The 24,554-nt window shown below is 33.4% G+C and carries 25 protein-coding genes and 1 pseudogene; 4 read left to right on the forward strand and 22 right to left on the reverse strand.

The genetic code is table 11. The annotated features are described in order from the left end of the window. Positions 1-21: 21 nt before the first annotated feature. Positions 22-1,431 carry an NADP-dependent phosphogluconate dehydrogenase gene (gene gndA, locus QQM35_RS08695; RefSeq protein ID WP_251520740.1) on the reverse strand — a complete coding sequence of 470 codons (1,410 nt, stop codon included), beginning with the start codon at positions 1,429-1,431 and terminating at the stop codon, positions 22-24. Positions 1,432-1,499: 68 nt separating this feature from the next. After that, a pseudogene (locus QQM35_RS08700) lies at positions 1,500-2,632 on the reverse strand (M20/M25/M40 family metallo-hydrolase). A 222-nt stretch (positions 2,633-2,854) separates the two neighbouring features. Here QQM35_RS08700 and prli42 point away from each other — a divergent pair. Further along, entirely contained in the window at positions 2,855-2,950 is a 96-nt protein-coding gene (prli42, locus tag QQM35_RS08705; protein WP_251520737.1) for a stressosome-associated protein Prli42, read from the forward strand. Positions 2,951-3,081: 131 nt separating this feature from the next. Here the strand turns inward: prli42 and QQM35_RS08710 are convergent, their stop codons facing one another. The 17 genes from QQM35_RS08710 to QQM35_RS08790 form a co-directional block, all read right to left on the reverse strand. Beyond that, on the reverse strand, positions 3,082-4,068 hold the full coding sequence (locus QQM35_RS08710) for an aromatic acid exporter family protein (protein WP_251520734.1): 987 nt from the start codon (positions 4,066-4,068) through the stop codon (positions 3,082-3,084). 11 nt (positions 4,069-4,079) lie between these two features. Beyond that, positions 4,080-4,517 (reverse strand): bacilliredoxin BrxB, encoded by a 438-nt coding sequence (brxB, locus tag QQM35_RS08715; protein WP_251520731.1) that lies wholly within the window; start codon positions 4,515-4,517, stop codon positions 4,080-4,082. A 205-nt stretch (positions 4,518-4,722) separates the two neighbouring features. Then, positions 4,723-6,006 carry a dihydrolipoamide acetyltransferase family protein gene (locus QQM35_RS08720; RefSeq protein ID WP_251520728.1) on the reverse strand — a complete coding sequence of 428 codons (1,284 nt, stop codon included), beginning with the start codon at positions 6,004-6,006 and terminating at the stop codon, positions 4,723-4,725. A gap of 12 nt (positions 6,007-6,018) precedes the next feature. Next, positions 6,019-7,002, reverse strand: coding sequence for an alpha-ketoacid dehydrogenase subunit beta (locus QQM35_RS08725; RefSeq protein ID WP_251942913.1), 984 nt, complete (start codon positions 7,000-7,002; stop codon positions 6,019-6,021). Then, positions 6,995-7,993 (reverse strand): thiamine pyrophosphate-dependent dehydrogenase E1 component subunit alpha, encoded by a 999-nt coding sequence (locus QQM35_RS08730; protein WP_251942911.1) that lies wholly within the window; start codon positions 7,991-7,993, stop codon positions 6,995-6,997. Before QQM35_RS08730 ends, QQM35_RS08725 begins: the two co-directional genes overlap by 8 nt. Before the next feature lie 16 nt (positions 7,994-8,009). After that, positions 8,010-9,431, reverse strand: a complete 1,422-nt coding sequence (lpdA, locus tag QQM35_RS08735; RefSeq protein WP_342610334.1) for a dihydrolipoyl dehydrogenase — start codon at positions 9,429-9,431, stop codon at positions 8,010-8,012. A 286-nt stretch (positions 9,432-9,717) separates the two neighbouring features. Continuing rightward, positions 9,718-11,388: a DNA repair protein RecN gene (gene recN / locus QQM35_RS08740; RefSeq protein ID WP_251520716.1), complete on the reverse strand. Its 1,671-nt coding sequence runs from the start codon at positions 11,386-11,388 to the stop codon at positions 9,718-9,720. Between the two features lie 23 nt (positions 11,389-11,411). Continuing rightward, positions 11,412-11,864 (reverse strand): transcriptional regulator AhrC/ArgR, encoded by a 453-nt coding sequence (gene ahrC / locus QQM35_RS08745; protein ID WP_251942905.1) that lies wholly within the window; start codon positions 11,862-11,864, stop codon positions 11,412-11,414. Positions 11,865-12,151: 287 nt separating this feature from the next. After that, a complete protein-coding gene (locus tag QQM35_RS08750) occupies positions 12,152-13,033 on the reverse strand; it encodes a polyprenyl synthetase family protein (protein WP_251520711.1) in 882 nt (293 codons plus the stop codon). Next, positions 13,011-13,247 carry an exodeoxyribonuclease VII small subunit gene (locus QQM35_RS08755; RefSeq protein WP_251520973.1) on the reverse strand — a complete coding sequence of 79 codons (237 nt, stop codon included), beginning with the start codon at positions 13,245-13,247 and terminating at the stop codon, positions 13,011-13,013. Before QQM35_RS08755 ends, QQM35_RS08750 begins: the two co-directional genes overlap by 23 nt. Beyond that, entirely contained in the window at positions 13,237-14,577 is a 1,341-nt protein-coding gene (xseA, locus tag QQM35_RS08760) for an exodeoxyribonuclease VII large subunit (RefSeq protein ID WP_251520708.1), read from the reverse strand. The genes QQM35_RS08755 and xseA overlap by 11 nt, the downstream gene beginning before the upstream one ends. A 13-nt stretch (positions 14,578-14,590) precedes the next feature. Further along, positions 14,591-14,977, reverse strand: coding sequence for a transcription antitermination factor NusB (gene nusB / locus QQM35_RS08765; protein ID WP_251520705.1), 387 nt, complete (start codon positions 14,975-14,977; stop codon positions 14,591-14,593). Between the two features lie 139 nt (positions 14,978-15,116). Next, positions 15,117-15,479 (reverse strand): Asp23/Gls24 family envelope stress response protein, encoded by a 363-nt coding sequence (locus QQM35_RS08770; protein WP_251520702.1) that lies wholly within the window; start codon positions 15,477-15,479, stop codon positions 15,117-15,119. A gap of 22 nt (positions 15,480-15,501) precedes the next feature. After that, complete coding sequence (gene accC / locus QQM35_RS08775; RefSeq protein ID WP_251942903.1) at positions 15,502-16,851, reverse strand: acetyl-CoA carboxylase biotin carboxylase subunit; 1,350 nt, start codon at positions 16,849-16,851, stop codon at positions 15,502-15,504. Then, positions 16,851-17,327: an acetyl-CoA carboxylase biotin carboxyl carrier protein gene (gene accB / locus QQM35_RS08780; protein WP_251520696.1), complete on the reverse strand. Its 477-nt coding sequence runs from the start codon at positions 17,325-17,327 to the stop codon at positions 16,851-16,853. Before accB ends, accC begins: the two co-directional genes overlap by 1 nt. A gap of 199 nt (positions 17,328-17,526) precedes the next feature. Further along, entirely contained in the window at positions 17,527-18,084 is a 558-nt protein-coding gene (efp, locus tag QQM35_RS08785) for an elongation factor P (protein WP_251520693.1), read from the reverse strand. Positions 18,085-18,112: 28 nt separating this feature from the next. Further along, complete coding sequence (locus tag QQM35_RS08790) at positions 18,113-19,171, reverse strand: M24 family metallopeptidase (RefSeq protein WP_251520690.1); 1,059 nt, start codon at positions 19,169-19,171, stop codon at positions 18,113-18,115. A 102-nt stretch (positions 19,172-19,273) separates the two neighbouring features. Between QQM35_RS08790 and QQM35_RS08795 the strand changes: the two genes are divergently transcribed. Continuing rightward, positions 19,274-19,861, forward strand: coding sequence for a hypothetical protein (locus QQM35_RS08795; RefSeq protein WP_251520687.1), 588 nt, complete (start codon positions 19,274-19,276; stop codon positions 19,859-19,861). Positions 19,862-19,884: 23 nt separating this feature from the next. Beyond that, a complete protein-coding gene (locus tag QQM35_RS08800) occupies positions 19,885-20,106 on the forward strand; it encodes an SA1362 family protein (protein WP_251520684.1) in 222 nt (73 codons plus the stop codon). Between the two features lie 55 nt (positions 20,107-20,161). Here QQM35_RS08800 and QQM35_RS08805 read toward each other — a convergent pair whose 3' ends face one another. Then, positions 20,162-20,992, reverse strand: coding sequence for a lipoate--protein ligase family protein (locus tag QQM35_RS08805; RefSeq protein WP_251520681.1), 831 nt, complete (start codon positions 20,990-20,992; stop codon positions 20,162-20,164). Positions 20,993-21,159: 167 nt separating this feature from the next. Here QQM35_RS08805 and QQM35_RS08810 point away from each other — a divergent pair, with 167 nt between their 5' ends. Further along, positions 21,160-21,546, forward strand: a complete 387-nt coding sequence (locus QQM35_RS08810) for a rhodanese-like domain-containing protein (RefSeq protein WP_251520677.1) — start codon at positions 21,160-21,162, stop codon at positions 21,544-21,546. 195 nt (positions 21,547-21,741) lie between these two features. Here QQM35_RS08810 and gcvPB read toward each other — a convergent pair whose 3' ends face one another. Both gcvPB and gcvPA read right to left on the reverse strand, forming a co-directional pair. Then, the gene (gene gcvPB, locus QQM35_RS08815; protein ID WP_251520674.1) at positions 21,742-23,214 is read right to left on the reverse strand and encodes an aminomethyl-transferring glycine dehydrogenase subunit GcvPB; all 1,473 of its coding nucleotides are present in this window, start codon (positions 23,212-23,214) and stop codon (positions 21,742-21,744) included. After that, on the reverse strand, positions 23,204-24,553 hold the full coding sequence (gene gcvPA, locus QQM35_RS08820; protein WP_251520671.1) for an aminomethyl-transferring glycine dehydrogenase subunit GcvPA: 1,350 nt from the start codon (positions 24,551-24,553) through the stop codon (positions 23,204-23,206). The genes gcvPB and gcvPA overlap by 11 nt, the downstream gene beginning before the upstream one ends. Position 24,554 lies beyond the last annotated feature (1 nt).

Below are 24,554 nucleotides of genomic sequence, written 5' to 3' on the forward strand. Positions count from 1 at the left end.
ATTTGTACTGAATAAATGTATTTATTCTTCAATCCATTGTGTATGGAACACGCCTTCACGATCTTTACGTTGATAAGTATGTGCACCAAAATAGTCTCGCTGTGCTTGAATTAAGTTTGCTGGTAGGTTTGCTGAACGATAGTTATCATAATAATTGATACTAGCTGAGAAACCTGGTGTTGGTATACCGTTGCGTACTCCAGTAGCCACAACGTCTCGTAGTGCATCTTGATAATTAGAAACGATATCGTGGAAATATGGATCTAACATAAGATTTTGTAATTCATTGTCATTATCATAGGCTTCTTTAATTTTTTGTAAGAACTGAGCACGAATTATACAACCAGCTCTCCAAATCATTGCAAGTTCACCTAATTTTAAATCCCATTCATTGTTGTCACTAGCTTCTTTCATCTGTGCAAAACCTTGTGCATATGAACAGATTTTACTCATATATAGCGCTTTTCTTATTTTCTCTAAAAATTCATCTTTGTTACCATCAAATTTAATTTCTGGTCCATTTAAATGTTTTGAAGCTTTTACACGTTCTTCTTTAATTGAAGAGATAAAACGAGCAAAAACTGACTCCGTAATAATTGTTAGTGGAATACCTAATTCTAAGGCGTTGATAGACGTCCATTTACCTGTACCCTTTTGACCAGCAGTATCCAAGATCTTTTCTACTAATGGTTCATTCGTTTCATCGTCTATCTTTTCAAAAATATCACCAGTGATTTCGATTAAATAACTAGAAAGCTCACCTGCGTTCCAGTCTTTAAATGTTTGTGCAATTTCTTGGTGTGACATGCCTAGTAAGTCTTTCATCATTGCATAACTTTCAGCTATTAACTGCATATCAGCATATTCAATTCCATTGTGAACCATTTTCACGTAGTGCCCTGCACCATTTGGCCCGATATACGTTACACAAGAAGCACCATCATCTGCTTTTGCTGAGATAGCATCTAAAATATCACTTACTTTATCATAGGCAGCTTTTTGTCCACCTGGCATTAATGAAGGGCCTGTTAAAGCACCGACTTCTCCACCTGAAACACCCATACCAATAAAGTTTACATTACTTTCTTCTAACGCTTTATTTCTTCTGATTGTATCTTGGTAATTTGTGTTACCGCCATCAATTAAAATATCATCATCATCTAATAATGGTAATAAGTGGTCAATTGTAGCATCTGTTGCAGGACCAGCTTTAACCATTAATAATATACGACGTGGTTTTTCTAAAGAATTTACAAATTCTTCTAATGAATAAGTTGGATGTATATTTTTACCTTTTGATTCTTCAACCATTTCATCTGTTTTTTCAGATGAACGATTAAATACAGAAACATGATATCCACGTGATTCAATATTCCAAGCAAGGTTTTTACCCATTACGGCTAAACCTACTACACCGATTTCTTGTGACATATTACTTACCTCTCTTATTAAAAATTTCTTCTATATTGTACCATAAAGCGAAAGTTACATTCACTTAATCAGTTTGATTCATTTGTGACGAGCTCAACTATTTTCAATAATTGTTGTGCTAGTAAAACGAGGTTTTGTGTAGCAATGCGTTCTTTAGTCGTGTGAATATTTTCATAACCGATGCCGATGATTACTGTAGGAACACCGAGTAAATTGAAAATATTTCCATCTGAACCACTATTTGCAATAACTGCTTTAGGGTTAAGTCCTAAACTAGACGCACTTTTTTTAGCAATATCTATTACATGATCGTTTTCATCGATTTGAAAGCCTGGATAACTTTTAGTTACACGTACATCTGCTGAACATCCAAATGACTGTGCAGTATTTTCAAAGACAGATTTCATATGTGCGACTTGAGATTCTACTTTCTCATCCGAGTGTGAGCGTGCTTCAGCATTTAATGTTACTTTATTAGCAACGATGTTCGTTGCCGAACCACCTTCAAATCTTCCAATATTTGCAGTTGTTTCTTCATCAATTTTTCCTAAATGCATTTTACTGATGGCTTTGGCTGCAATATTGATGGCACTTACGCCTTGATCGGGCACGCTGGCATGTGCAGTTTTGCCGTAAATCGTTGCATCGACTTTCATTTGTGTTGGAGCAGCAATGACTGTAGACCCTATTGGAGAGCTTGCATCAACAGCATAACCAAAGTCTGCATCAATAAGTTCAGAATTGATAGCTTTAGCACCTAAAAGACCTGATTCCTCGCCAACTGTAATAATAAATTGTATTTGTCCATGAGGTGTATTTTGTTCTTGCATTACTTGAATTAATTCGATCAGTGCAGCAAGCCCTGCTTTATCATCCGCCCCTAACACTGTAGTACCATCGGAATAAATGTAGCCATCATCATTGATAGTTGGTTTAACATTGACACCAGGTACGACAGTATCCATATGACTTGAAAAATATATCTTATCGATATCATTTTTATTTATGTTAGACGCTAACGTACAAATCAAATTATTAGCCCTAATCTAGGATCTTCATTTGCATTATCTTCAACAACATTTAATCCTAAAGATTGAAATTTGGATTTTAAAATTGGTTGAATTTCTTGTTCTTTTCCTGTTTCAGAATCAATTTGTACAAGTTCTAGAAATGTATGAATGATTCTTTCTTTGTTTACCATTTTCATCACCCATTCTTAAAGAGTTGACGTTATTATATTGCTTGTATATCATATAGTTTACTGAAAATAATCGAGTGATAACAATATTTTGTTTCTGTAGTAACAGAAAAATATGTTATAATACATAAATAAACTAAGGTATCAGTTACCTAAAAGATAAATCCAACTAACCTTTAATTTTATTATATAACTTATAACTGGATGAGTAATGGAGGAGTTAATTTGGATAATAAAGTTTTAAGAATTATTATCATCGTCATGTTAGTTGCAGTTGTACTTGCATTAATTTTATCAAGTGTTGCACCTATTATGGGATAGTAGGAATTAAGTGTCTGAATCGAAATTTGGTTTAGACACGTATTTTTTGACTATAGAAATATAAAGACAGCCCACTTAAAAGATTATTTTTAACCTTTTAGGTGGGCTGTTTTCTATAATTTAAAATTTCATTACTTATTGTATAAATCACTGTGTAACTTTAATGAACCAAACTCAGATTTAATCATTAAATATTCTTCCAATTCATTTAATAATTGAAATAAACTCGCTCTTGTTCTAAATGATTCATGTGTTTTTGGTAATTCTAAATTGTTTAACTCTAAACGTAATTGATATAAAGAATGTAAACGTAACGCCGTGTAATCATTGCTATTAACATTATGAGCGAGTTCACCGAATAAATCAGCAAATTTCGTTAACATATGGTCATCAGTTTCAAGATTTTGAAGTAAAAAAGTCATTCTTTTCATCAGCTCGAGTTGTTCTTCCCTCATATCAAAATAATGATAGTAAGAATTTTCATTTCGGACAAAATGATTTTTTACATCTCTAAAGGCTGTCGATTTTGCTGCACTAATTGTTTTTTCTAAACTTTTGAATTTAATATCTAATGAGTCATGTGGGACATTACAAGTCATTTTAAAAGATTCAAAGATAGTGGTGAATTGCTCTTCAATTTGAGTTTTATAGTTATTTAAAGTTTTATCTAAGCTTGGCATAATGAGATTCATTAAGAATGCGATGCCTAGCCCTACAATTAATAATAGAATTTCATTTATAAATAAATGTAAATCTATGGATTTAGCATTAAATACATGAAGTAAAATGACACAACTCGTCACAATACCTTCTTGAACTTTAAATACCACTGTTAATGGAATGAATAATAAGACAATCAAACCGAGCACAAGTGCATTTTGTCCTAATAAACTAAACACGAGCGAACCGAGTATCAAAATCATTATACATGATACAAATCGAGAAACGATTGCATTAACTGAGTGAACTTTTGTATGTTTTATACATAGTACTACTAATATGGCACTCGAAGCGAAATTTTGTAAGCCCATGAATTGAGCAATCATTATTCCAAGTGCCATTCCAATAGCCGTTTTTATTGTTCTAAAGCCGATCCGATATGGATTTAAATGAGGCATTGATCTTTTCTCTATCTTTCTTCACAATATTTATCAAATAGTGATTGCAATTGATTAATAACGTCCATGACTTCGTGTCCTTCTATTTGATGACGCTCTACCATTTCTGTAATTTTACCATCTTTAACTAATGCAAATGAAGGACTAGATGGTGCAAAACCTTCAAAATAATCTCTTGCCTGTTGTGTTGCTTCTTTATCTTGACCAGCAAATACTGTCACAAGTCTATCTGGCAATTTATCGTAATGAAGTGCATGTGCTGCAGCTGGTCTTGCAATACCACCCGCACAACCACAAACAGAATTGACCATTACTAATGATGTACCTTGCTGTTGTAATACTTTATCAACTTCTTCTGCAGTAGTTAATTGTTCATACCCTGCATCTTCTATTTCATTTCTAGCTTGATTGACAACATCTGTCATATATAAATCGAAGTTTAAATCCATGTTATCGACACCTTTCATATTGAATTGATAGTCCTATTTTACTAATATCTACTTCATAGTTCAACAAGTGAGTTTATAAACAATAGCGTGCTTATCAGAATTAGCAATAATTTGACTTTGAACTATTTACTAATAAAAAAACTGTAGCTCAGAGCAATTAAAATATCAGAATTATGCTGTAGCTACAGTTAATCTATTGTCGCATTTAGTATATACTTGTATGTTCAATTGTATATTGTTCAATACGTGTTTTTACAAAATTCATAAATCTACCTGCTTGTAAGCCATCAAGTATACGATGATCAATGGAAATACACATATTTACCATATGACGAATTGCAATCATATCATCGATGACAACTGGTTTTTTAATTACAGATTCGATTTGCAATATTGCTGCTTGAGGGTGATTAATTATACCCATAGAAGAGACGGATCCAAATGTACCCGTATTATTAACGGTGAAAGTACCACCTTGCATATCTTCTGATTTTAATTTTTGATTTCTTGCTTTTAACGCAAGTTCATTTATTTCTCTAGCAATGCCTTTAATTGATTTTTCATCGGCATTTTTAATAACTGGAACATAAAGTTTATCTTCATCGGCTACTGCAATTGAAATATTAATATCTTTATGCATAATAATTTCTTTATCTTTCCAACTACTATTTAACAATGGATAAGCTTTTAGACCTTCTGCGACAGCTTTAACGAAAAATGCAAAGTACGTTAAATTATATCCTTCGCTATCTTTAAAATTTTGTTTATGGTAGTTACGCGTTTTAACAAGATTAGTAGCATCAGCTTCTACCATCATCCAAGCATGAGGGATTTCGTTAACACTATTCACCATGTTATTCGCTATTTGTTTTCTAACTCCGTCGACAGGAATAGAAGTTCCAGGAGAAGGCTCATTATATTTAACTTGTTGTTCTACCCGAGGTGAATCTTTAGGGACATGAGTTGATGAGCCAATTTTATGAGTACCGGCCTCAATCACCTTTTCAATATCTTTTTTCGTAACGCGTCCTTCAAATCCTGTACCTTCAACTTGTGTCAAATCAATTTGATTTTCTGATGCGAGTCTGAAGACAACAGGTGAATATCTACCGTTATTTTTTGAATTTGTATCATTTGATGTTTGAGGTTTTGAAACAGACGTGGCATCTCCATTAGTGGTATTGTTTTGTTGTGTAGTATCTTCAGATTCCTCAAATTGATCTTTTTCAACTTCTTCTGTTGTATCGGCTTCATTTTCATCTGTTTCTAAATGGCAAATCACATCACCAACAGCTACTGTTGTGCCTTCATCGACGACAATTTCTTTTACCGTTCCAGCATATGTCGATGGGACTTCTGCTGTTACTTTATCTGTAATCACTTCACAAAGTGGTTCGTATTCTTCAATTGTATCCCCAACTGACACAAGCCACTGCTCAATTGTACCTTCATGTACGCTTTCGCCTAGTTTAGGCATTTTTATTTCCATAATTGAGCCTCCTTAAAATTCTGCTAGTTCTTTCATTTTTACCTTTATTTTATCAGGGTTCATCATAAACTCATCTTCTAAAGTTGGAGAAAACGGCATTGATGGCACGTCTGGTCCTGCTAAGCGCATCACAGGTGCATCTAAATCAAATAAACAGTTCTCAGCAATAATCGCCGCTACTTCTGATATAATACTACCCTCTAAATTATCTTCAGTAACTAATAAAACTTTACCCGTACGACGAGCACGTTCAATAATTGTTTCTTTATCTAAAGGATAAACCGTGCGCAAATCCACTACTTCAATATTAAAGCCATCTTCTTCTAACATGTCAGCGGCTTGAATACAGTAATTCACACACAATCCATATGTGAAGACAGTTAAATCATCACCTTGTCTTTTTACATCTGCTTTTCCAATAGGTACAGTATAATACGTTTCAGGAACTTCTTCTTTAAGTAAACGGTAAGCTTTTTTATGTTCAAAATAAAGAACAGGATCATTACTCTCAATGGATGCGAGCAACAAACCTTTAGCATCATAAGGTGTTGAAGGGATTACAATTGTTAAACCAGGCGTTGAAGCAAAGACAGATTCAATACTTTGTGAATGATATAATGCACCGTGGATACCTCCACCAAACGGTGAACGAATTGTAATAGGACAATCCCAATCATTGTTTGAACGGTAACGCATTTTAGCAGCTTCACTCATAATTTGGTTCGTTGCAGGTAATATATACTCTGCGAATTGGATTTCTGCTACTGGTCTTTTACCTAACATCGCTGCACCAATACTTGTTCCTACTATATTCGATTCAGCTAAAGGCGTATCTAACACACGTGCTTCTCCATATTTTTGTTGCAAGCCTAATGTTACACCAAATACGCCACCTTTTTTCCCAACATCTTCACCTAATACAAAGACGTTATCATCTTGTTCCATTGACTGATCTATGGCTTGGTGAATTGCTTCTAAATAAGATAATTTAACCATTGTTTAAGCTCCCTTCATCATATACGTGCGTATAAGTTTCCTCTGCGGACGGGTAAGGTGCTTTTTCTGCTTCTTTTGTCGCTTCATTAACGAGCGCTTTATGTTCATCTTCTATTTCTTGTAACCATGTTTCATCGATGATTTCATTTTCTAATAAAAATGATTTGAATCTTAAGTTACAATCAAGTGTTTTGAGCTCATCGCGTTCTTCAATTGTACGGTATTTGTCATCATCATCAGAAGAGTGAGCTGTCATTCTTGTACACATTGCTTCAATTAATGTTGATCCGCCACCATTTAAAGCACGTTCTCTTGCTTCTTTCATGACTTTAAACATTGCAATTGGGTCGTTGCCATCAACGTGTTCACCATGTATACCATAACCAATAGCTCTATCCGAGAGCTTTTCAGCCCCATATTGTAATGAGTCTGGTACAGAAATCGCATACTTATTATTTTCTATCACACAAATAAACGGTAATTTATGTATTCCAGCGAAGTTTAAACCTTCGTGAAAATCACCTTGGTTTGAACTACCTTCGCCTACTGTTGTCATCGCAATGTTAGGTTTATTGTCCATTTTTAAAGCGAGTGCAGCCCCTACTGCATGAACGATTTGAGTGCCGACCGGAGAACTTTGTGAAAGAATGCCTTTTTCTTTTTTGCCAAAATGTGAAGGCATTTGCTTTCCGCCTGAGTTGATATCATCTCTTTTACCAAACGCAGCTAACATAGAATCTAGTGGTGTCATCCCTAGATAGGTTACTAAAGCTAGATCTCTATAGTACGGAGATGAAATATCTCCTTGTTCCATAGCATAAGCCATACCTATTTGCGCGGCTTCTTGGCCTTGGCAACTAATTACAAATGGTATCTTACCTGCCCGATTGAGTAACCACATACGTTCATCAATTTTACGGCCTAAATCCATCCATTTGTACATTGTTTTAAGATCTGATTTGTCTAAACCAGCTGATTCATAATCAAACATATATATTTCCTCCTAATCACACGTGAATCGCTCTATTTTCTACTTTTAATCCTAATTCCATCAAAATTTCAGAAAGTGAAGGATGCGCGTGTGTTGTTAAACCTAGTTCAAGAGTTGAACCATTCATAAATTGGAATAATGAGACTTCGTTAATGAGTTCGGTCACATGTGGGCCAATCATATTTATTCCGATGACTGCATCATTGTCCTTGTCAATGACTACTTCACAAAATCCTTTTTGTTGTTGTACATTTTCTATTACTGCTTTACCTATTGCTTTAAATGGTACTTTAATTGCTTTAGCATTAATGTTCTGTGCTTTAGCCTCATCAATATTATGCCCGATACTTGCAACTTCTGGTTCAGTATAAATACATTTAGGCATTTTAGAATAATCTATAGCAATTGGTGATGCATCGAACATATGATCAATTGCTGTAATCCCTTCTTTTGAACCAACATGCGCAAGCTGTAATTGGCCTATACAATCGCCAGCAGCGTATATATGTTTATCTTCAGTTTGTTGGAAATCATTTACAATAATGTGATTTTTTTCAGTTAATTTAATTTTTGTATTATTTAAGCCAATATCTGAAGTATTAGGGCTACGGCCAATTGAAACTAATGCTTTATCGAAAGTAATAGTTTCTTGGTTGAGTTGAAGTTTAATATTTGAGTCTTCAACAGTTACATCTTCTTCAGTCAGTTGTGTGTTTTCAAAGAAATTGACACCGCGCTCAGTCAGTTCACTTTTCAGTGTTTTAGCTATTTGCTTGCTTTCAGTTGGCACGATGCGTTCTCCTGCTTCAATCACAGTTACTTCCACATTGAAATCTGTCATTAGGGAAGCAAATTCTAAACCAATTACACCTCCGCCTATAATCGCCAATGATTGCGGAAGTTCGTCTATCGTTAAAATATCGTCACTTGAAAGCACAACGTTATGATCAAACGGTAAAAATGGTAACTCAGCAGGTGTAGAACCTGTGCTTATTAAGACATTATTATTAGGTAAGAGCTCTGATTCCCCATCTTCATATTCTACAGAGACTGTTCCACTTTGCGGTGAAAATATTGAAGGGCCGAGTATTCTACCAGTTCCGTTGAAGACATCTATTTTGTTATGTTGCATCAAATGGTTTACCCCTTGAAACATTTGATTAACAATTTCAGCTTTACGTTCTTGGATGCGTTTAAAGTTTAATTTGAAGCTATCCACATCTATACCAAAGTCACTTGCATCATTCACTGTTCTAGCAACCTCTGCTGATTTCAACAATGCTTTTGTAGGGATACAACCTTTGTGTAAACATGTACCACCGAGCAATGATTTTTCGACTAGAACTACCTTTTTACCTAGTTGAGATGCTCTAATTGCGGATACATAGCCAGCCGTCCCTCCGCCTAATATAACTAAATCATATTGTTCTTCTGACATTTTAAGTGACTCCTAACAATTTCTATTTATCATACATACTTCGTGTAAATTCGCGTATTAGATTTATTATAAAATTCTATTCTAGTCATTACAGTTCGAACTTTTTTTTGACTTTTTGTTTCACATTTTCAATTTTAATTCTATGATTTAATATTACATTTATCAAATGAATGCATTTTATTTAGCAATTAATTTTAAAAGATTATTACTCATTTTGATGTTGAATAAGCAGCTTATTCCATTTCATAATTGTACAAAATGATTGAGTTTCATGCTGACATTTTGTTTATTTATTTTGTTGAATCATTTCCTTGGCATTTTGTTTAGTGAGTTCTGTAACACTTGCACCTGCTATCATTCGTGCCACTTCTTCAATACATCCTTCACCCGTTAATTCCTTTACTTGTGTTGTTGTGCGATCATCCTCTGATGCTTTACTTATCAATAAGTGATGATCACTCATCGCTGCAACTTGTGGTAAATGAGAAATACATATAACTTGAATATGTTGCGATAAGTCTTTCATCTTTTCAGCCATTTTTTGCGCAGCTTGTCCAGACACACCAGAATCAACTTCATCAAAAAGTATCGCAGTCTGACCTCTCGTTTTAACGAAAATAGATTTTAACGCTAACATGATTCTTGATAATTCTCCGCCTGAAGCTATTTTGTTTAAACTTTTTAAAGGTTCACCTTTGTTTGGGCTGATGAGAAACTCAACAAATTCAATACCCTCACGTGTCGGTTGTTCTAGCGGTTTAAATGAAATTTCTAAATTTGCATCTTTCATTTGTAAATTATGAATTTCTTCTACGATATGATCACGTAACGACTGTGCTACAGTTCTACGTTCTTTCGAAAGTTTTTGGCCAAAATCCATCACTTTTTCATATAATTGATCAATTTGTAAACGTAAATCTGAAGTACTTTCTTCGTAGTTTTCTATTTTATTGATTTCATTTTCTAGCTTACTTTGATAAACGATTAATTCATTGATATTTTTACCATATTTACGTTTCAAGTTATTTAATAAATTCATACGGCTTTCTAGTGTATTTAAATATTGTTCATCGAATTCCGTATTTGAGAGTTCATCATACAACTGATGCTTTGCATCTTCTAACGTATAATAAAACTGGTCTACTTCCTCTTTCAATTGATCATATTGTCCTGGTATGATTTCATTAATAGTCTGAAGTTGCTGACTCAATTCATAAAGCCGATCAGTAATGGCATGCTCATCAGTTAACGTGACATGTGCACTATTTAGCGAAAGACTTAAGTTTTCAGAATTTTGAATGCGTTTAATATCTTTTTCTAATTGGTCAACTTCATTTTCAACTAACTTTGCCTCTTTTAATTCTTCGTGTTGGAATTTTAACAAATCCAATCTTTGTAAGAGTGCTTGATCTGCCGTTTCTAACTCTTCTAGCTCTTTCTTTTTAGCACTGTATGCATCAAATGTATCTTCATATTGTTTTAAAAATTTCGAATAACGATCCTCAGCATAATGATCCAATAAGCGTAAATGGTATTTTTGTTTTAATAAAGATTGCGTTTCATGTTGACCATGTATATCTAGCAACTCTTGCATTACTTTTCTCAAATCTTGTAAAGTTACGATTTGATTGTTGATACGGCAAATACTTTTTCCTGAACTAAATATTTCTCTTTTAACAAGTAGAAAATCTTCATCAATATCGATAGATAAATCGTGAAGTAATGAAATAGCTTCTTTACTTTCATCTATATCGAAAATACCTTCTATAATTGATTTCTTTTCTCCATGTCTAACGAAATCAGATGAAGCACGCATACCAATTAATTGACCTATTGCGTCTATAATAATTGATTTACCAGAGCCAGTTTCACCACTGAGCACAGTTAATCCATCGCCAAAATGAACTTCCAATTCATCAATAATGGCGAATTGTTTAATGGATAAGGTTTGTAACATTACGAAATCACTTCCTTAAAAACTTATAATAGATTAAAGATACGTGTCTTGATGCTTTCACTAGCTTTCTGGTCCTTACAAATAATTAAACATGTATCGTCACCACAAATTGTTCCTAATACTTCGTCCCAATCAATTTGGTCTAAAATTGCACCTATGGACTGCGCATTTCCTGGTAACGTTTTTAATACTAATAGATTATCAGTACCATCAATATTTACGAATGAATCCATTAAATAGCGTCCTAATTTTTCAAGTGGATGGTACTTTCTATCATTTGGAAGGCTATAAACATATTGACCTGTAGGTGTTGGCACCTTTATTAGTTGTAATTCTTTAATGTCTCTTGAAACCGTTGCTTGCGTAACGTTCAATTCATATTCATTTAAACGTTTTACTAAGTCATCTTGTGTTTCAATTTTTTCATTCGAGATGATTTCTCTAATTTTTATATGCCTCACAGATTTTTTAGCCATTTTTATACACCTCATATACGAATATTTATACAAATATTTTAACATATGGAGACTTTGACTACTACTAATCATAATGTATATATTATGAGATAAAATGCGTGACTATCGTTATATTAAAATTTTAACATTAACATTTTTAATATAACCATAATTCCATAGCTAAAAATTGAATATGTATCTTATGAATAAATATAAAAAAGTTACATATCATAGAAAAAATCACACTACATTACAGCAGTATGATTTTAACATTTTATTCTATTATTAATAACTTATAAATTGGATAATTAAGATTCGCGTTCACTAAATAATTTTACAATTGCATCTAAGTATTGAGTATCATATTCGGATGATAATTGTTTTAAACATTCATATGCTTCAGTTTTATGTTGTGCTAATTTTTCTTCAGCACCTTCGATACCTAGCAACGATACGTATGTACTCTTATCATTGTTGATATCACTACCTACAGCTTTACCTAACTTTTGTTCATCACCGTAAATATCTAATAAATCATCTTTGATTTGGAACATTAAACCTAAATGTTCACTATAAGTCTCTAGTAAAGATGCAATATTTTCGTTTGGTTGTGCGATATCGACTGCAGCCATAACAGCAAACTTTAATAATGCGCCCGTTTTTGCATGATGAATTTGTTCTAATGTTGTTAAATTTACTTGTTGAGATTCACTTTGCATATCTAATGTTTGTCCACCGACCATTCCAAGATGTCCACTGGCAAATGATAATCTTTGCAGGAGTCTCACTTTTATATCTGAATTAAGTGATTGATCATTAGCAATTAAATCAAATGCTTTCGTTAATAAAGCATCTCCTGCTAATATGGCTTTCCACTCACCATATACCTTGTGGTTTGTTAATTTACCACGACGATAATCATCATCATCCATAGCTGGTAAGTCATCATGAATTAAAGAATACGTATGAATCATTTCTAAGGCAGTAGCTGTTGCTAACCCTTTAGATTTGTCTCCTTCTAACATTTCTAAAGTTAGTAGTAGTAAGACAGGACGGATACGTTTTCCACCAGCATTTAAAGAGTAAGACATGCTTTCTTCTAAATCGGTACCTAAATTAGAATTGGGTATAGAATTTGCTAGCAAAGTGTTCATTTCTTCAGTCAAATTATGCATCTTTTGGTTCATCATTACTGTTTGTTTGCTCCTCATTGTTTTCTGTCATTAATTCGTTAACTTTTTGCTCTGCTTCTTTCAACGTTTCATCACAATTTGCTGAAAGTTTCATGCCACGTTGATATAAGTTGAGTGATTCCTCTAATGAAACATTCTCATTATCAAGCTTTTGGACAATATTTTCTAACTCTTTCATCATATCTTCAAAACTTTGATTTTCATTCGTCATCATTACACCTAACTTTCTTAACTTGTGCATCTACTGAACCATCTTTCATCGTCAACACAATATTATCATCTTGATTTAAATCATGTGCGCTTGTCACCACTTGATTACCCTTATTCACAATAGTATATCCACGTAACATCGTATTCGTTGGGCTTAAATTATTTAAATTCTCCAGCTTTCTTGCAAGTTGGTTTTTTAAATGATCGATATTTTGTGTCATCACTTTTGTTAGAGAAACATGTTGTTGTTGTAAAGAACGTTGCTCTCGATTGATAAAATGCTGAAAATCTTTGAGATTAATACGGTTATTTAATAATTGGAGTTGTTGTTTATGATTTTTCAACTTCAGTTCCATATTTAACTTTATTTGCTTCTCGAGATCATCTCTTCTTTGAATTTGTTGATCATATAATAAGGACGGTGTTTTAAATTTATAATAACTACTTAAGTGTTCTAATTGTTTACGTTGCTTTATAACGAATTGTTTTATAAAACGTGTCAATGTCAATTGCGTTTGTTGTAAATATTGTCTAATTTCATATTGATCAGGTGTGGCAATTACAGCAGCTTGAGTTGGTGTGGCAGCTCTTACATCTGCAACGAAATCACTTAATGTGAAATCAGTTTCGTGTCCCACTGCTGAAATGATGGGTGTACGACATTGGTAAATTGCTTGTACGACTGCTTCTTCATTAAAGTTCCACAAATCTTCAATCGAGCCACCGCCTCTACCAATAATAATCGTATCGACGTCAAGCTGATCCGCCTGTTTGATATTTTCCACGATATTATCTTTTGCTTGTTCGCCTTGTACGAGCGTATTGATTTGTATTTGTTCCACAAGCGGGTATCTACTATTTATAGTACTATGTATATCACGAATTGCTGCACCAGTCCCCGCAGTTAATATAGCTATTTTTTTAGGGAATTGAGGTATCGTTTTTTTAATATTTTGATCAAAGTAGCCTTCTTTAGTAAGCTTCTTCTTAAGTTGTTCTAACTTTTGGTATAGGTTACCTACACCATCGATATGCATTTTATTAACGTAGATTTGATAATTTCCTCGACGTTCATAAACCGAAATACGTGCTTCTATTAAAACTTCGTCCCCTTCTTTTGGTGAAAAATCAAGTTTTGAAGCATTCCCTTTAAACATCATCGCTTGGATAACACTATTTTTATCTTTGACATTAAAGTATAGATGTCCGCTACTATGTTGTTTAAAGTTTGATAATTCGCCTTTAATTAGCACTGATTGCAAATGGGGATCCTGATCAAACTTATACTTTATATATTTTGTAATTGCAGAAACACTTAAATATTCAGTCATTTATCTCACTCTTTTAATCAATATTGCTTAGAACACCGTTAATAAATTTATAATGGTCTTCATCGCTAAATTGCTTTGTTAATTCAACTGCTTCATTTATAACGACCTTATGAGGTGTAGAACCATGTTGTAATTCATATGTAGACATACGTAAAATAATACGATCAGATTTCAATAATCGATCCATTTTCCAATCCTTTAAATGTGGCTCTATTTTTTTATCTAATACGGCTTCGTGATCTTTCACTCCAGTTACGAGCCAATGTATAAAATCAAATTCTAAATCTGGATTATCATCCTTAATAAAGCTTATTGCTTCTTCGATTGTTAAATCACTATTAATCATTTCTAATTGAAATAGAGTTTGAAAGGCTTGAATTCTTGATTCTTTTCGACTCATTTTATACTCCTTCAAATGGTTATTTTATTGAACAATAAAGATGTGAGAGCAGTTGTCAATGATGCATTTTATATCAATGCAATCGGCAACGTGTACTCTCTATTTCTTTAAAGTTGAAATTACTATTAATTTATAAATATTAAGAAGTATGTTCTATATTTGTAATGTGCACATTAATTTGACTTGGCTGAATCTTAGTCATATTAACAATTGAATTAAATACGGTCTCTTGTATTTCTCTAGCTGTTTCTGAAATATTTACATTATATGAGATAGGGCAATATATATCTATTTTAATACCGTCTGATTTAGTTTCAATCTTAACTCCTTTGTTGAGTTGCTTTTTACTAATTTCTTCAATACGGCTATTTTGAATTTCTTTAAAATGCCCTCGTATCCCTTTTACCTCTGATGTTGCGATACTTGCTATGACAATTAAAATTTCTGGTGCAATTTCTATATTCCCTAAATTGGAATTAGTAGTTTCAGATACTTTGACCATGGACAACATACCTCCTAATAAATTAATCTTCCATAATATTGTATGTTTCTAAGAAGTTTGTGTTAAATTCTCCACTTCTGAAAATATCATTATTTAACAGTCTTATATGGAATGGTATCGTTGTATCGATGCCTAAAACTAGGAATTCACCTAGTGCACGTAAGCCTGCTAAAATAGCTTCGTCCCTAGTCGGCTCGTGAATAATTAACTTAGCGACCATAGAATCATAATAAGGTGGGATTGTATAATTAGTATAACATGCTGATTCAATTCTGACTCCATATCCACCTGGTGCTAAGTATTGAGATATTTTACCTGGTGAAGGCATAAAGTTTTTATACGGGTTCTCTGCATTAATACGAAATTCTATTGCATGGCCTTGTATATTAATATCTTCTTGTTTATAAGGTAAAGCTTCTCCCATTGCAATTTGCAATTGTAGTTTCACTAGGTCAATACCTGTAACCATTTCGGTAACAGGATGTTCAACTTGAATACGTGTATTCATTTCCATAAAGTAGAAATCATTACTATTTAAATCATAAATAAATTCAATTGTACCTGCATTTTCATAATTTACTGCTTTCGCAGCTCTGATAGCCGCATTTCCCATTTCCTGACGTTGAGCTTCAGAAAGTATAGGTGATGGGGCTTCTTCAACTAGTTTTTGCATTCTACGTTGTATTGTACAATCACGTTCACCTAGATGAATCACATTACCAAATCTGTCCCCAACGATTTGGATTTCAATATGTCTAAAGTTTTCAATAAATTTTTCTAGATAAAGTCCACCGTTACCGAATGCAGTTTCAGCTTCCTGTTGCGTCATTTTGAAACCAGTTTCTAATTCTTTCTCGTTACGAGCAACACGAATTCCTTTTCCACCACCACCTGCAGTAGCTTTAATAATAATTGGGTAGCCAATTTTTTTAGCTAACGTTTTCGCTGCTTTAATATCTTCAACTAAACCTTCACTACCTGGAACAACAGGCACATCGGCACGTTTCATTTCTTCTTTTGCAACGTCTTTAATCCCCATTTTTTGTATAGACTCATGACTTGGTCCGATAAATTTAAGTTGGCAGGCTTCACATAATTCTGCGAAATCACCATTCTCTGCTAAAAATCCATAACCTGGATGGATACCATCACAACCTGTTGAAGTTGCAATAGATAAAATATTCGGGATATTAAGGTACGAATCTTTTGAAAGCGTTGGTCCGACGCAATATGCTTCATCAGCAATTTGAGTATGTAATGCGTCTTTATCTCCTTCTGAGTATATCGCTACGGTTTGTAAACCTAAATCGTGGCACGCTCTGATAATTCTTACCGCAATTTCTCCTCGGTTAGCAATTAATATTTTCTTCATTATTTCACCTTAAATAACGGTTGGCCATACTCTACCATTTGACCGTCTTCTACTAAGATTTCAGCGATAACTCCTGAGACTTCAGCTTGAATTTCATTGAATAACTTCATTGCTTCTAATATACATACGGTTGACTCGTTAGAAACAGAATCGCCTACTTCTACATATGGACTTTCTTCTGGTGAAGGAGATTTATAGAATGTACCTACCATTGGTGCATTGATTGTTTGTAAATTATCATCAATTTCAGTCTTAGATTGACCTTCATTAGCCGGTGCATCTGCTGGTGCAGAAGCTGCATTTTGTTGTGGAGCTACTTGTTGAACAGGTTGTTGTTGTCCGATTTGTGGAGTGATGATTTCAGTTTCTTTTTCTTTTTTTAATTTAATATGATTTCCTTTATCCTCAACATTAATCTCAGTTAGACTTGATTTATCTAGAATTTCAATCAATTCTTTTATTTCTTTAAAGTTCATATTACAGACTCCTTTAGATTGTTATCATTTACCTATTGTATTTTACTTTAGCAAAATATTCAATTCAAGCATATAATTACTTAAAAATGAATTATTACAATTTTGATGGTCGAATAACCTCCGTCAAAACAAATTCAGCCTGAGACAATTTGGGGTCCCAGGCTGATTTAAAAATTGCAAAGTAAATTGCACGATATGTTTACGCTCTTGAAATGTAACTACCATCACTTGTATTTACTACAAGTACGTCGCCTTCATTTACGAATAAAGGTACATTAAGTGAATAACCTGTCTCAACTGTAGCAGATTTTGTAGCTCCTGTAGCTGTATCACCTTTAATACCAGGTTCCGTTTCAGTTACTTCGAGTTCAACAGTTTTTGGTAATTCAATACCAATTGTTTCACCTTCATAGCTTTGGATTTGAACTTCCATATTTGCTTTTAAAAATTTCAACTCATGTTTAAGGTAATCTTCTGGTAATTCTGTTTGTTCGAACGTTTGATTGTCCATAAACACATGCATTTCACCATCTGCATATAAGTATTGCATACGACGATTTTCAATCATTGCTTGTTCAACTTTTTCACCAGCTCTGAATGTTTTTTCTTGAATCGCACCTGTTCTTAAGTTACGTAATTTTGAACGCACAAATGCTGATCCTTTACCTGGTTTAACATGTTGGAAATCAATAACTTTCCAAATACCATTGTCTACTGAAATTGTTAATCCTGTTTTAAAATCATTCACCGAAATCATTTAGTTTCCTCCTAAATTGTAAGGTCTTCTATAAAATAATAAGATTTTTTGAGGATTTAGTAAAGCGTTGACAGCCATTTTCTGTGACTAGTACATCATCCTCGATTCGAACGCCACCTAAACCTTCGACATATATGCCAGGTTCAATTGTAACACAATTATTGATGGTTAATTCATTCTCAAATCTTTTTGAAAGCATTGGACCTTCGTGTACATCTAAACCTATACCATGCCCTAATGAATGTCCGAATAATTCTCCATACCCTTTTTCAGCAATATAATCTCGTGCAATAGCGTCTAATTGTTTACCAGTCATTCCTGGTTTTATTGCTTCAATAGCCTTTTCATTAGCGTCAAGTACAATTTGATAAATTTCTTTCATTTTTGGATCAGGTTCACCAATTGCAAATGTTCTAGTGATGTCAGAAGCATAACCTTTATAATATGCACCAAAGTCTAGAGTAATCATGTCACCTTTTTCAATGACTTTATCACTCGCCACGCCATGAGGTAATGCGCCTCTATAACCAGAAGCTACAATCGTATCAAATGATGTTCCTTCTGCGCCTAACTCAAGCATTTTACTTTCTAATTTTGCTTTAAGTTGTTGTTCTGTCATACCTGCTGTAGCCACAGTTAATATATATTCAAATGTTTCGTCTACGATTTCTGCAGCTTTTTGTATAATTTCTATTTCAGAGGCGTCTTTCACTTCTCTAATTTTTTCAACTAAGCCTGAGACACTTGTTAATCTTGTTTGACTTTGATTGAGCGCTTCATACATATCATAACTTAGTAAATTACCTTCAAAACCAATATTTTTAATATTTAACTGTTTGAATTGGTTCAGTATTTCATTTGTTGGTGTTTCTTGTTGGTTAACGATTTCAAAATCTGGAGCTTGTCTCGTTGCTTGATCAATATATCTAAAGTCTGTAATTAATCGCTTATCATTTTCAGTAATAATTAATGCCCCGCTCGTTCCAGTAAATCCAGATAAGTATCGTCTATTAAAATCTGATAAAATGACAACACCTTCAATTTCTTTTGAAGTTAATTCTGAAATTAATTTATCTATTCTTGACATTGCGCTCCCCCTATACAATTAATTTGTACATTTTCTTTATATACTATAAAATGATAGCATAATATATATAGAAAATTACAGTTTTTGAATTAGGAGAAAATAATGAAGAAAAAAATTGTAGCATTTTTAGGTGCATCTTGTCTTTTAGCCGGGTGTGGGAGCCAAAATTTAACGCCGTTAGAAGATAAATCGACTAAATTACAAGAAGAAAACCATAAATTAAAAAGTAATATCCAAGACTTAAAACATAGCATTAATAGTGAAAAAGAAAAAATTAGTGCATTAGAAAAAGATAAAAACAATGAAAAGCAAGCAAAATCTAATAAGAAGAAATACACTAATTTAAAAGCATCATCAGCTTACTATAATGAAGTCACAAAAGCCCTTTCTCAATATAATAAAATAGAGGGCGATGTCTCTAAAAATAAAGGGAATTCCAAAATTCAAGATAAATTAACTGATGTATCTAATAAAATGGAATCCGCGTACAACAATTATAAAAGCGACATCGACAATGAAAAAATGAGTGATGATACAAAAGATGAAAAGAAAAAAATTGGTAAGTTAAATAAAAAACTAAGTGATGCTATGAATGATATTCGAGACGGATATAACGGCAAAGACAAGAAGAAATTAAAAAAAGGACAACAAGCCTTGTCAGAAATTAGTTTAAGTAACTTACAAAGTTGACGTTGTTTTGGGAGTGTTAAAGCATGTTTAAACAAATATTATTTTATATTGTTCTGGCCGTTGCTGCGGTCGGTTTAATATTAAATATAAATCATTTTCTATTTAGCTTTGTTTCTATGTTAATTAATTTAGCAATTATCGTAGGTATCATATATTTAATTTATTATTTCTTCTTCTTAACAGAAGATCAGCGCAAATATAAAAGAGCCCTACGTAAACACAAACGACAAAATCGTAGAAGATAAGTAATTATAATAAAAAGCAGTCGTTACTTTTGAAAAGTAACGACTGCTTTTTTATTTATTTACGATAATTCCACTCGTCTGATTTATATTTTTCAATTAGCTCATTAACTTCTTGTTGCTGTGCATCAGTTAATGTTAATGGTTTGAAATCAATATTAAGGCCTTGCTTAAAACCTTGCTCGAAAGCCTCTTCCATTTCATCAATGGTAATATGTCGATCAGAAATATCATTAATAGCTACCGCTTTTTCAACAAATGCTTCTTTCATTTTTGCTTTAAGACGGTCATTTTTAAATTTAAACATATCAAACAAATCTTCTATATCTATATCTTGAAGCAGAGAACCATGTTGTAAAATAACGCCCTTTTGTCTTACTTGTGCACTTCCAGCAATCTTTCGGCCTTCAACAACGAGTTCATACCAACTTGGTGAGTCAAAACAAACTGCACTTCGTGGCTGTTTTAACTTATCTTTTTCTTCTTTAGTACGAGGTATCGCAAAATGTGCATCAAAACCGAGCGATTTAAATCCTTGAAGCAAGCCTTCAGAAATAACTCTATACGCTTCTGTTATAGTTGAAGGCATTTCTGGGTGAGATTCCGGTACAATCACGCTATATGTTAACTCTTTATCGTGTAAAACGCCTCTCCCACCAGTTTGACGTCGTACTAAACCATATCCCTTTTCGTTTACTTTATCTATATCTATTTCTTTCGTTAATCTTTGGAAGTAACCAATAGATAAAGTAGCGGGATCCCATGTATAAAAACGTATCACTGGGTCAATTTCCCCACGAGATACAAAATTGAGTAATGCTTCGTCTAAAGCCATATTATAAAACGGGTCTCGACTACCCGTATTTATAAAATTCCATGTTTCAGTCATGCGAAAAACTCCTAACAAAATTAATAAATACAAACATCTACAATGAGACCGTTTACAATTCATTGTAACTATGCGTAATTTATTTCAATTTAATAGTAAAAAACTTTTGATAAATATGTTTAACAGTCTTATAATATATAATATCGGTATTTTAGGGAGGATGCAAGATGAGTAATCTTTGGTTTATAGCGCTAGCTGTTCTCATTGCCATTATAGCTTACATGTTATATTATTATCTTGTTAATAAAAGATCAGTAACGGAATTAAATCAAAATGAATTCCATAATGGATTAAGGAAAGCTCAAGTCATAGATGTGAGAGAAAAAGTTGACTATGATTACGGTCATATCAATGGTGCAAGAAATATTCCAATCACTATGTTTAAGCAACGTTTCCAAGGATTGAGAAAAGATCAACCTATCTATTTATGTGATGGTAATGGTATTTCGAGCTATCGCGCTGCTAGAATTTTAAAGAAAAATGGTTATACTGACGTTTATATGTTAAAAGGCGGATATAAAAAATGGACTGGTAAAATTAAGTCGAAAAAATAAAATCTAGCTTTAATAATTACAAAACCTATAAATCATTTTACACAACTGTTCGATTGTGCACATTCGTCTCACACTCGACAGTTGTTTTTTATTTTCTGACACTACAAAATAAGCACATGAAATACATCTATATTGATGTTATTCATGCGCTTATTTTTATTTTTGTTAGTTCAATTTTTTAAAGTTGAGGTTTATTTATTTTTCGCTTTTTAATCCTTCAAATTTTAATACTGGTTTACGTGCTGCTTGAGTTTCATCTAAGCGATCAATAATTGTTGTATGCGGAGCTTCTAATACTTTATCTGGATCTTCTTTAGCTTCATTTGCAATTTGTATCATTGTATCGCAGAAGAAATCTAACGTTTCTTTAGATTCAGTTTCTGTTGGTTCAATCATCATACCTTCTTCGACATTAAGTGGGAAATAGATTGTTGGTGGATGGAAACCAAAATCTAGTAAACGTTTTGCCATATCTAGTGTACGCACACCTTCAGCTTTTTGTTTAGAACCACTTAATACAAACTCATGCTTACAAAATTGTTCGTACGGCACTTCAAAATGATCTTTTAAGCGAGCTTTAATGTAATTTGCGTTGAGGACTGCTGCTTCTGATACTTCTTGTAAGCCCTTATTCCCCATAGAACGGATATAAGTATATGCTCTCAGATAAATACCAAAGTTTCCGTAAAATGGTTTTACACGTCCAATAGAATCTTTGATGTCATTATCATATTTATAAACATCGTTGTCTTTAACGACCATTGGTTTAGGTAAGAAACTTGCAAGTTCTTTAACTACACCAACAGGACCTGAACCAGGGCCACCGCCTCCATGTGGACCGGTAAATGTTTTGTGTAAGTTTAAATGAACAGCATCGAAGCCCATATCTCCTGGTCTAACTTTATCCATAATTGCATTTAAGTTTGCTCCATCATAATACAATAGCCCGCCAACTTCATGTACAATATTACGTATTTCCATAATATTTTTTTCGAAAATACCTAGCGTATTTGGGTTAGTTAACATAATCGCGGCTGTGTTACCACTTACCACACGTTTTAAATCGTCAATGTCAACTTCGCCTCGTTCATTCGATTTAACAGTTACAGATTTAAAACCAGCGAATGCTGCAGAAGCTGGGTTCGTTCCGTGTGCTGAATCTGGCACAATCACTTCGTCACGATGACCTTCTCCGTTTTTTTCATGATATGCTTTGAAAATCATGAGTGCTGTCCACTCACCGTGGGCGCCAGCAGCAGGTTGTAAAGTGACTTCATCCATACCAGTAATTTCTTTTAACTCTTCTTGTAAACTGTGAATAATTTCTAATGAGCCTTGTATTTGAGATTCATCTTGAAGAGGATGAGACTCTGCAAAGCCAGGAATACGTGCTACTTTTTCATTGACTTTAGGATTGTACTTCATCGTACATGAACCGAGTGGATAGAAACCTGAATCAACCCCAAAGTTTTTATTAGAAAGTTCTGTGTAATGGCGTACTAAGTCTAATTCTGCAACTTCAGGTAATTCTGCTTTATTTTTTCTGACAAATTTATCATCTAATAAGTCTTCAACTGCATTATTATCAATTTCTTTTTTTGGCAATGAATATGCAAAACGATCTTTTTTTGAACGTTCAAATATAAGTGGACTAGATTTACTTACCATTGATTTCACCTGCTTTCTTAACGAATGTATCAATCTCATCTTTTGTTCGTAATTCAGTAACTGCAATGAGCATATGATTATTAAACTTTGAATCAGCTTCTCCTAAATCAAAACCACCGATGATACCTTCTTGAATTAAAGCATCATTGATATCTTTAATTGGTGAATCGAATTTAACTACGAATTCATTAAATGATGTTGCATCTGATACTTCGAAACCAGCTTGTTTGAATTGTGTTTTTGCATAATTAGCATTTTCAAAGTTGCGCTCTGCTATTTCATAAACACCTTGTTTACCTAAAGCAGACATACATATAGATGACGCAAGCGCATTTAATGCTTGGTTTGAACAAATATTTGATGTGGCTTTATCACGGCGAATATGTTGTTCACGTGCTTGAAGTGTTAAAACAAATCCACGGTAACCATCTTTATCTTCTGTTTGGCCTACTAGACGACCTGGTATTTTACGCATTAACTTTTTTGTAGTAGCAAAAAAGCCACAATGTGGACCACCGAATTGTGTAGGAATACCGAAAGTTTGTGTATCCCCTACCACAATATCTGCGCCGAAACTTCCAGGTGGTGTAAGTAAACCGAGCGCTAATGGATTAGCATATACAATAAATAATGCTTTTTTGTCTTTAATGAATGATTGTATTTTTTCTAAATCTTCAATTGAACCATAGAAATTCGGATATTGAACCGCTACTGCTGCTGTATCATCATCAATTGCATTTTCTAATTTAGTGAGGTCTGTAATCGTACCATCTAAATCCACTTCTACAATTTCAAATTCTTTACGTGTTTTTATATAAGTTTTAAGGACTTGTAACGCTTGATAATGCATCCCCTTAGAAACTACTATTTTATTTTTCTTAGTTTGATTAAATGCTAAGATACATGCTTCGGCAAAACTCGTAATCCCATCGTACATAGAAGAATTTGCAATATCCATATCAGTTAATTCACAAATTAAAGTTTGAAATTCAAAAATAGCTTGAAGCTCACCTTGCGAAATCTCAGGTTGATAAGGTGTATATGCAGAATAAAACTCTGAACGTGAAATCATAGCATCTACAACAGATGGTGCATAATGATCATAAACACCTGCACCTAAAAATGATGTATGTGTTTCTTTCGTAACATTTTTTTGAGCGACTCTACTTAATCTTTTTGTTAAAGTAGTTTCTGATTCTTCATCCGGTATAGCTAATTCTCTATTCAGACGTACATTTTCTGGTACATCACCAAATAAATCTTCAATTGATTGCGCACCAATGGTACTGAGCATTTCTTTTTTATCTTCTTCTGTAAGTGGTATATAACGATGACTCACA

Origin of the sequence: Staphylococcus hsinchuensis, from assembly GCF_038789205.1 — a bacterium.
In the GTDB taxonomy this organism is placed as follows: domain Bacteria; phylum Bacillota; class Bacilli; order Staphylococcales; family Staphylococcaceae; genus Staphylococcus; species Staphylococcus hsinchuensis.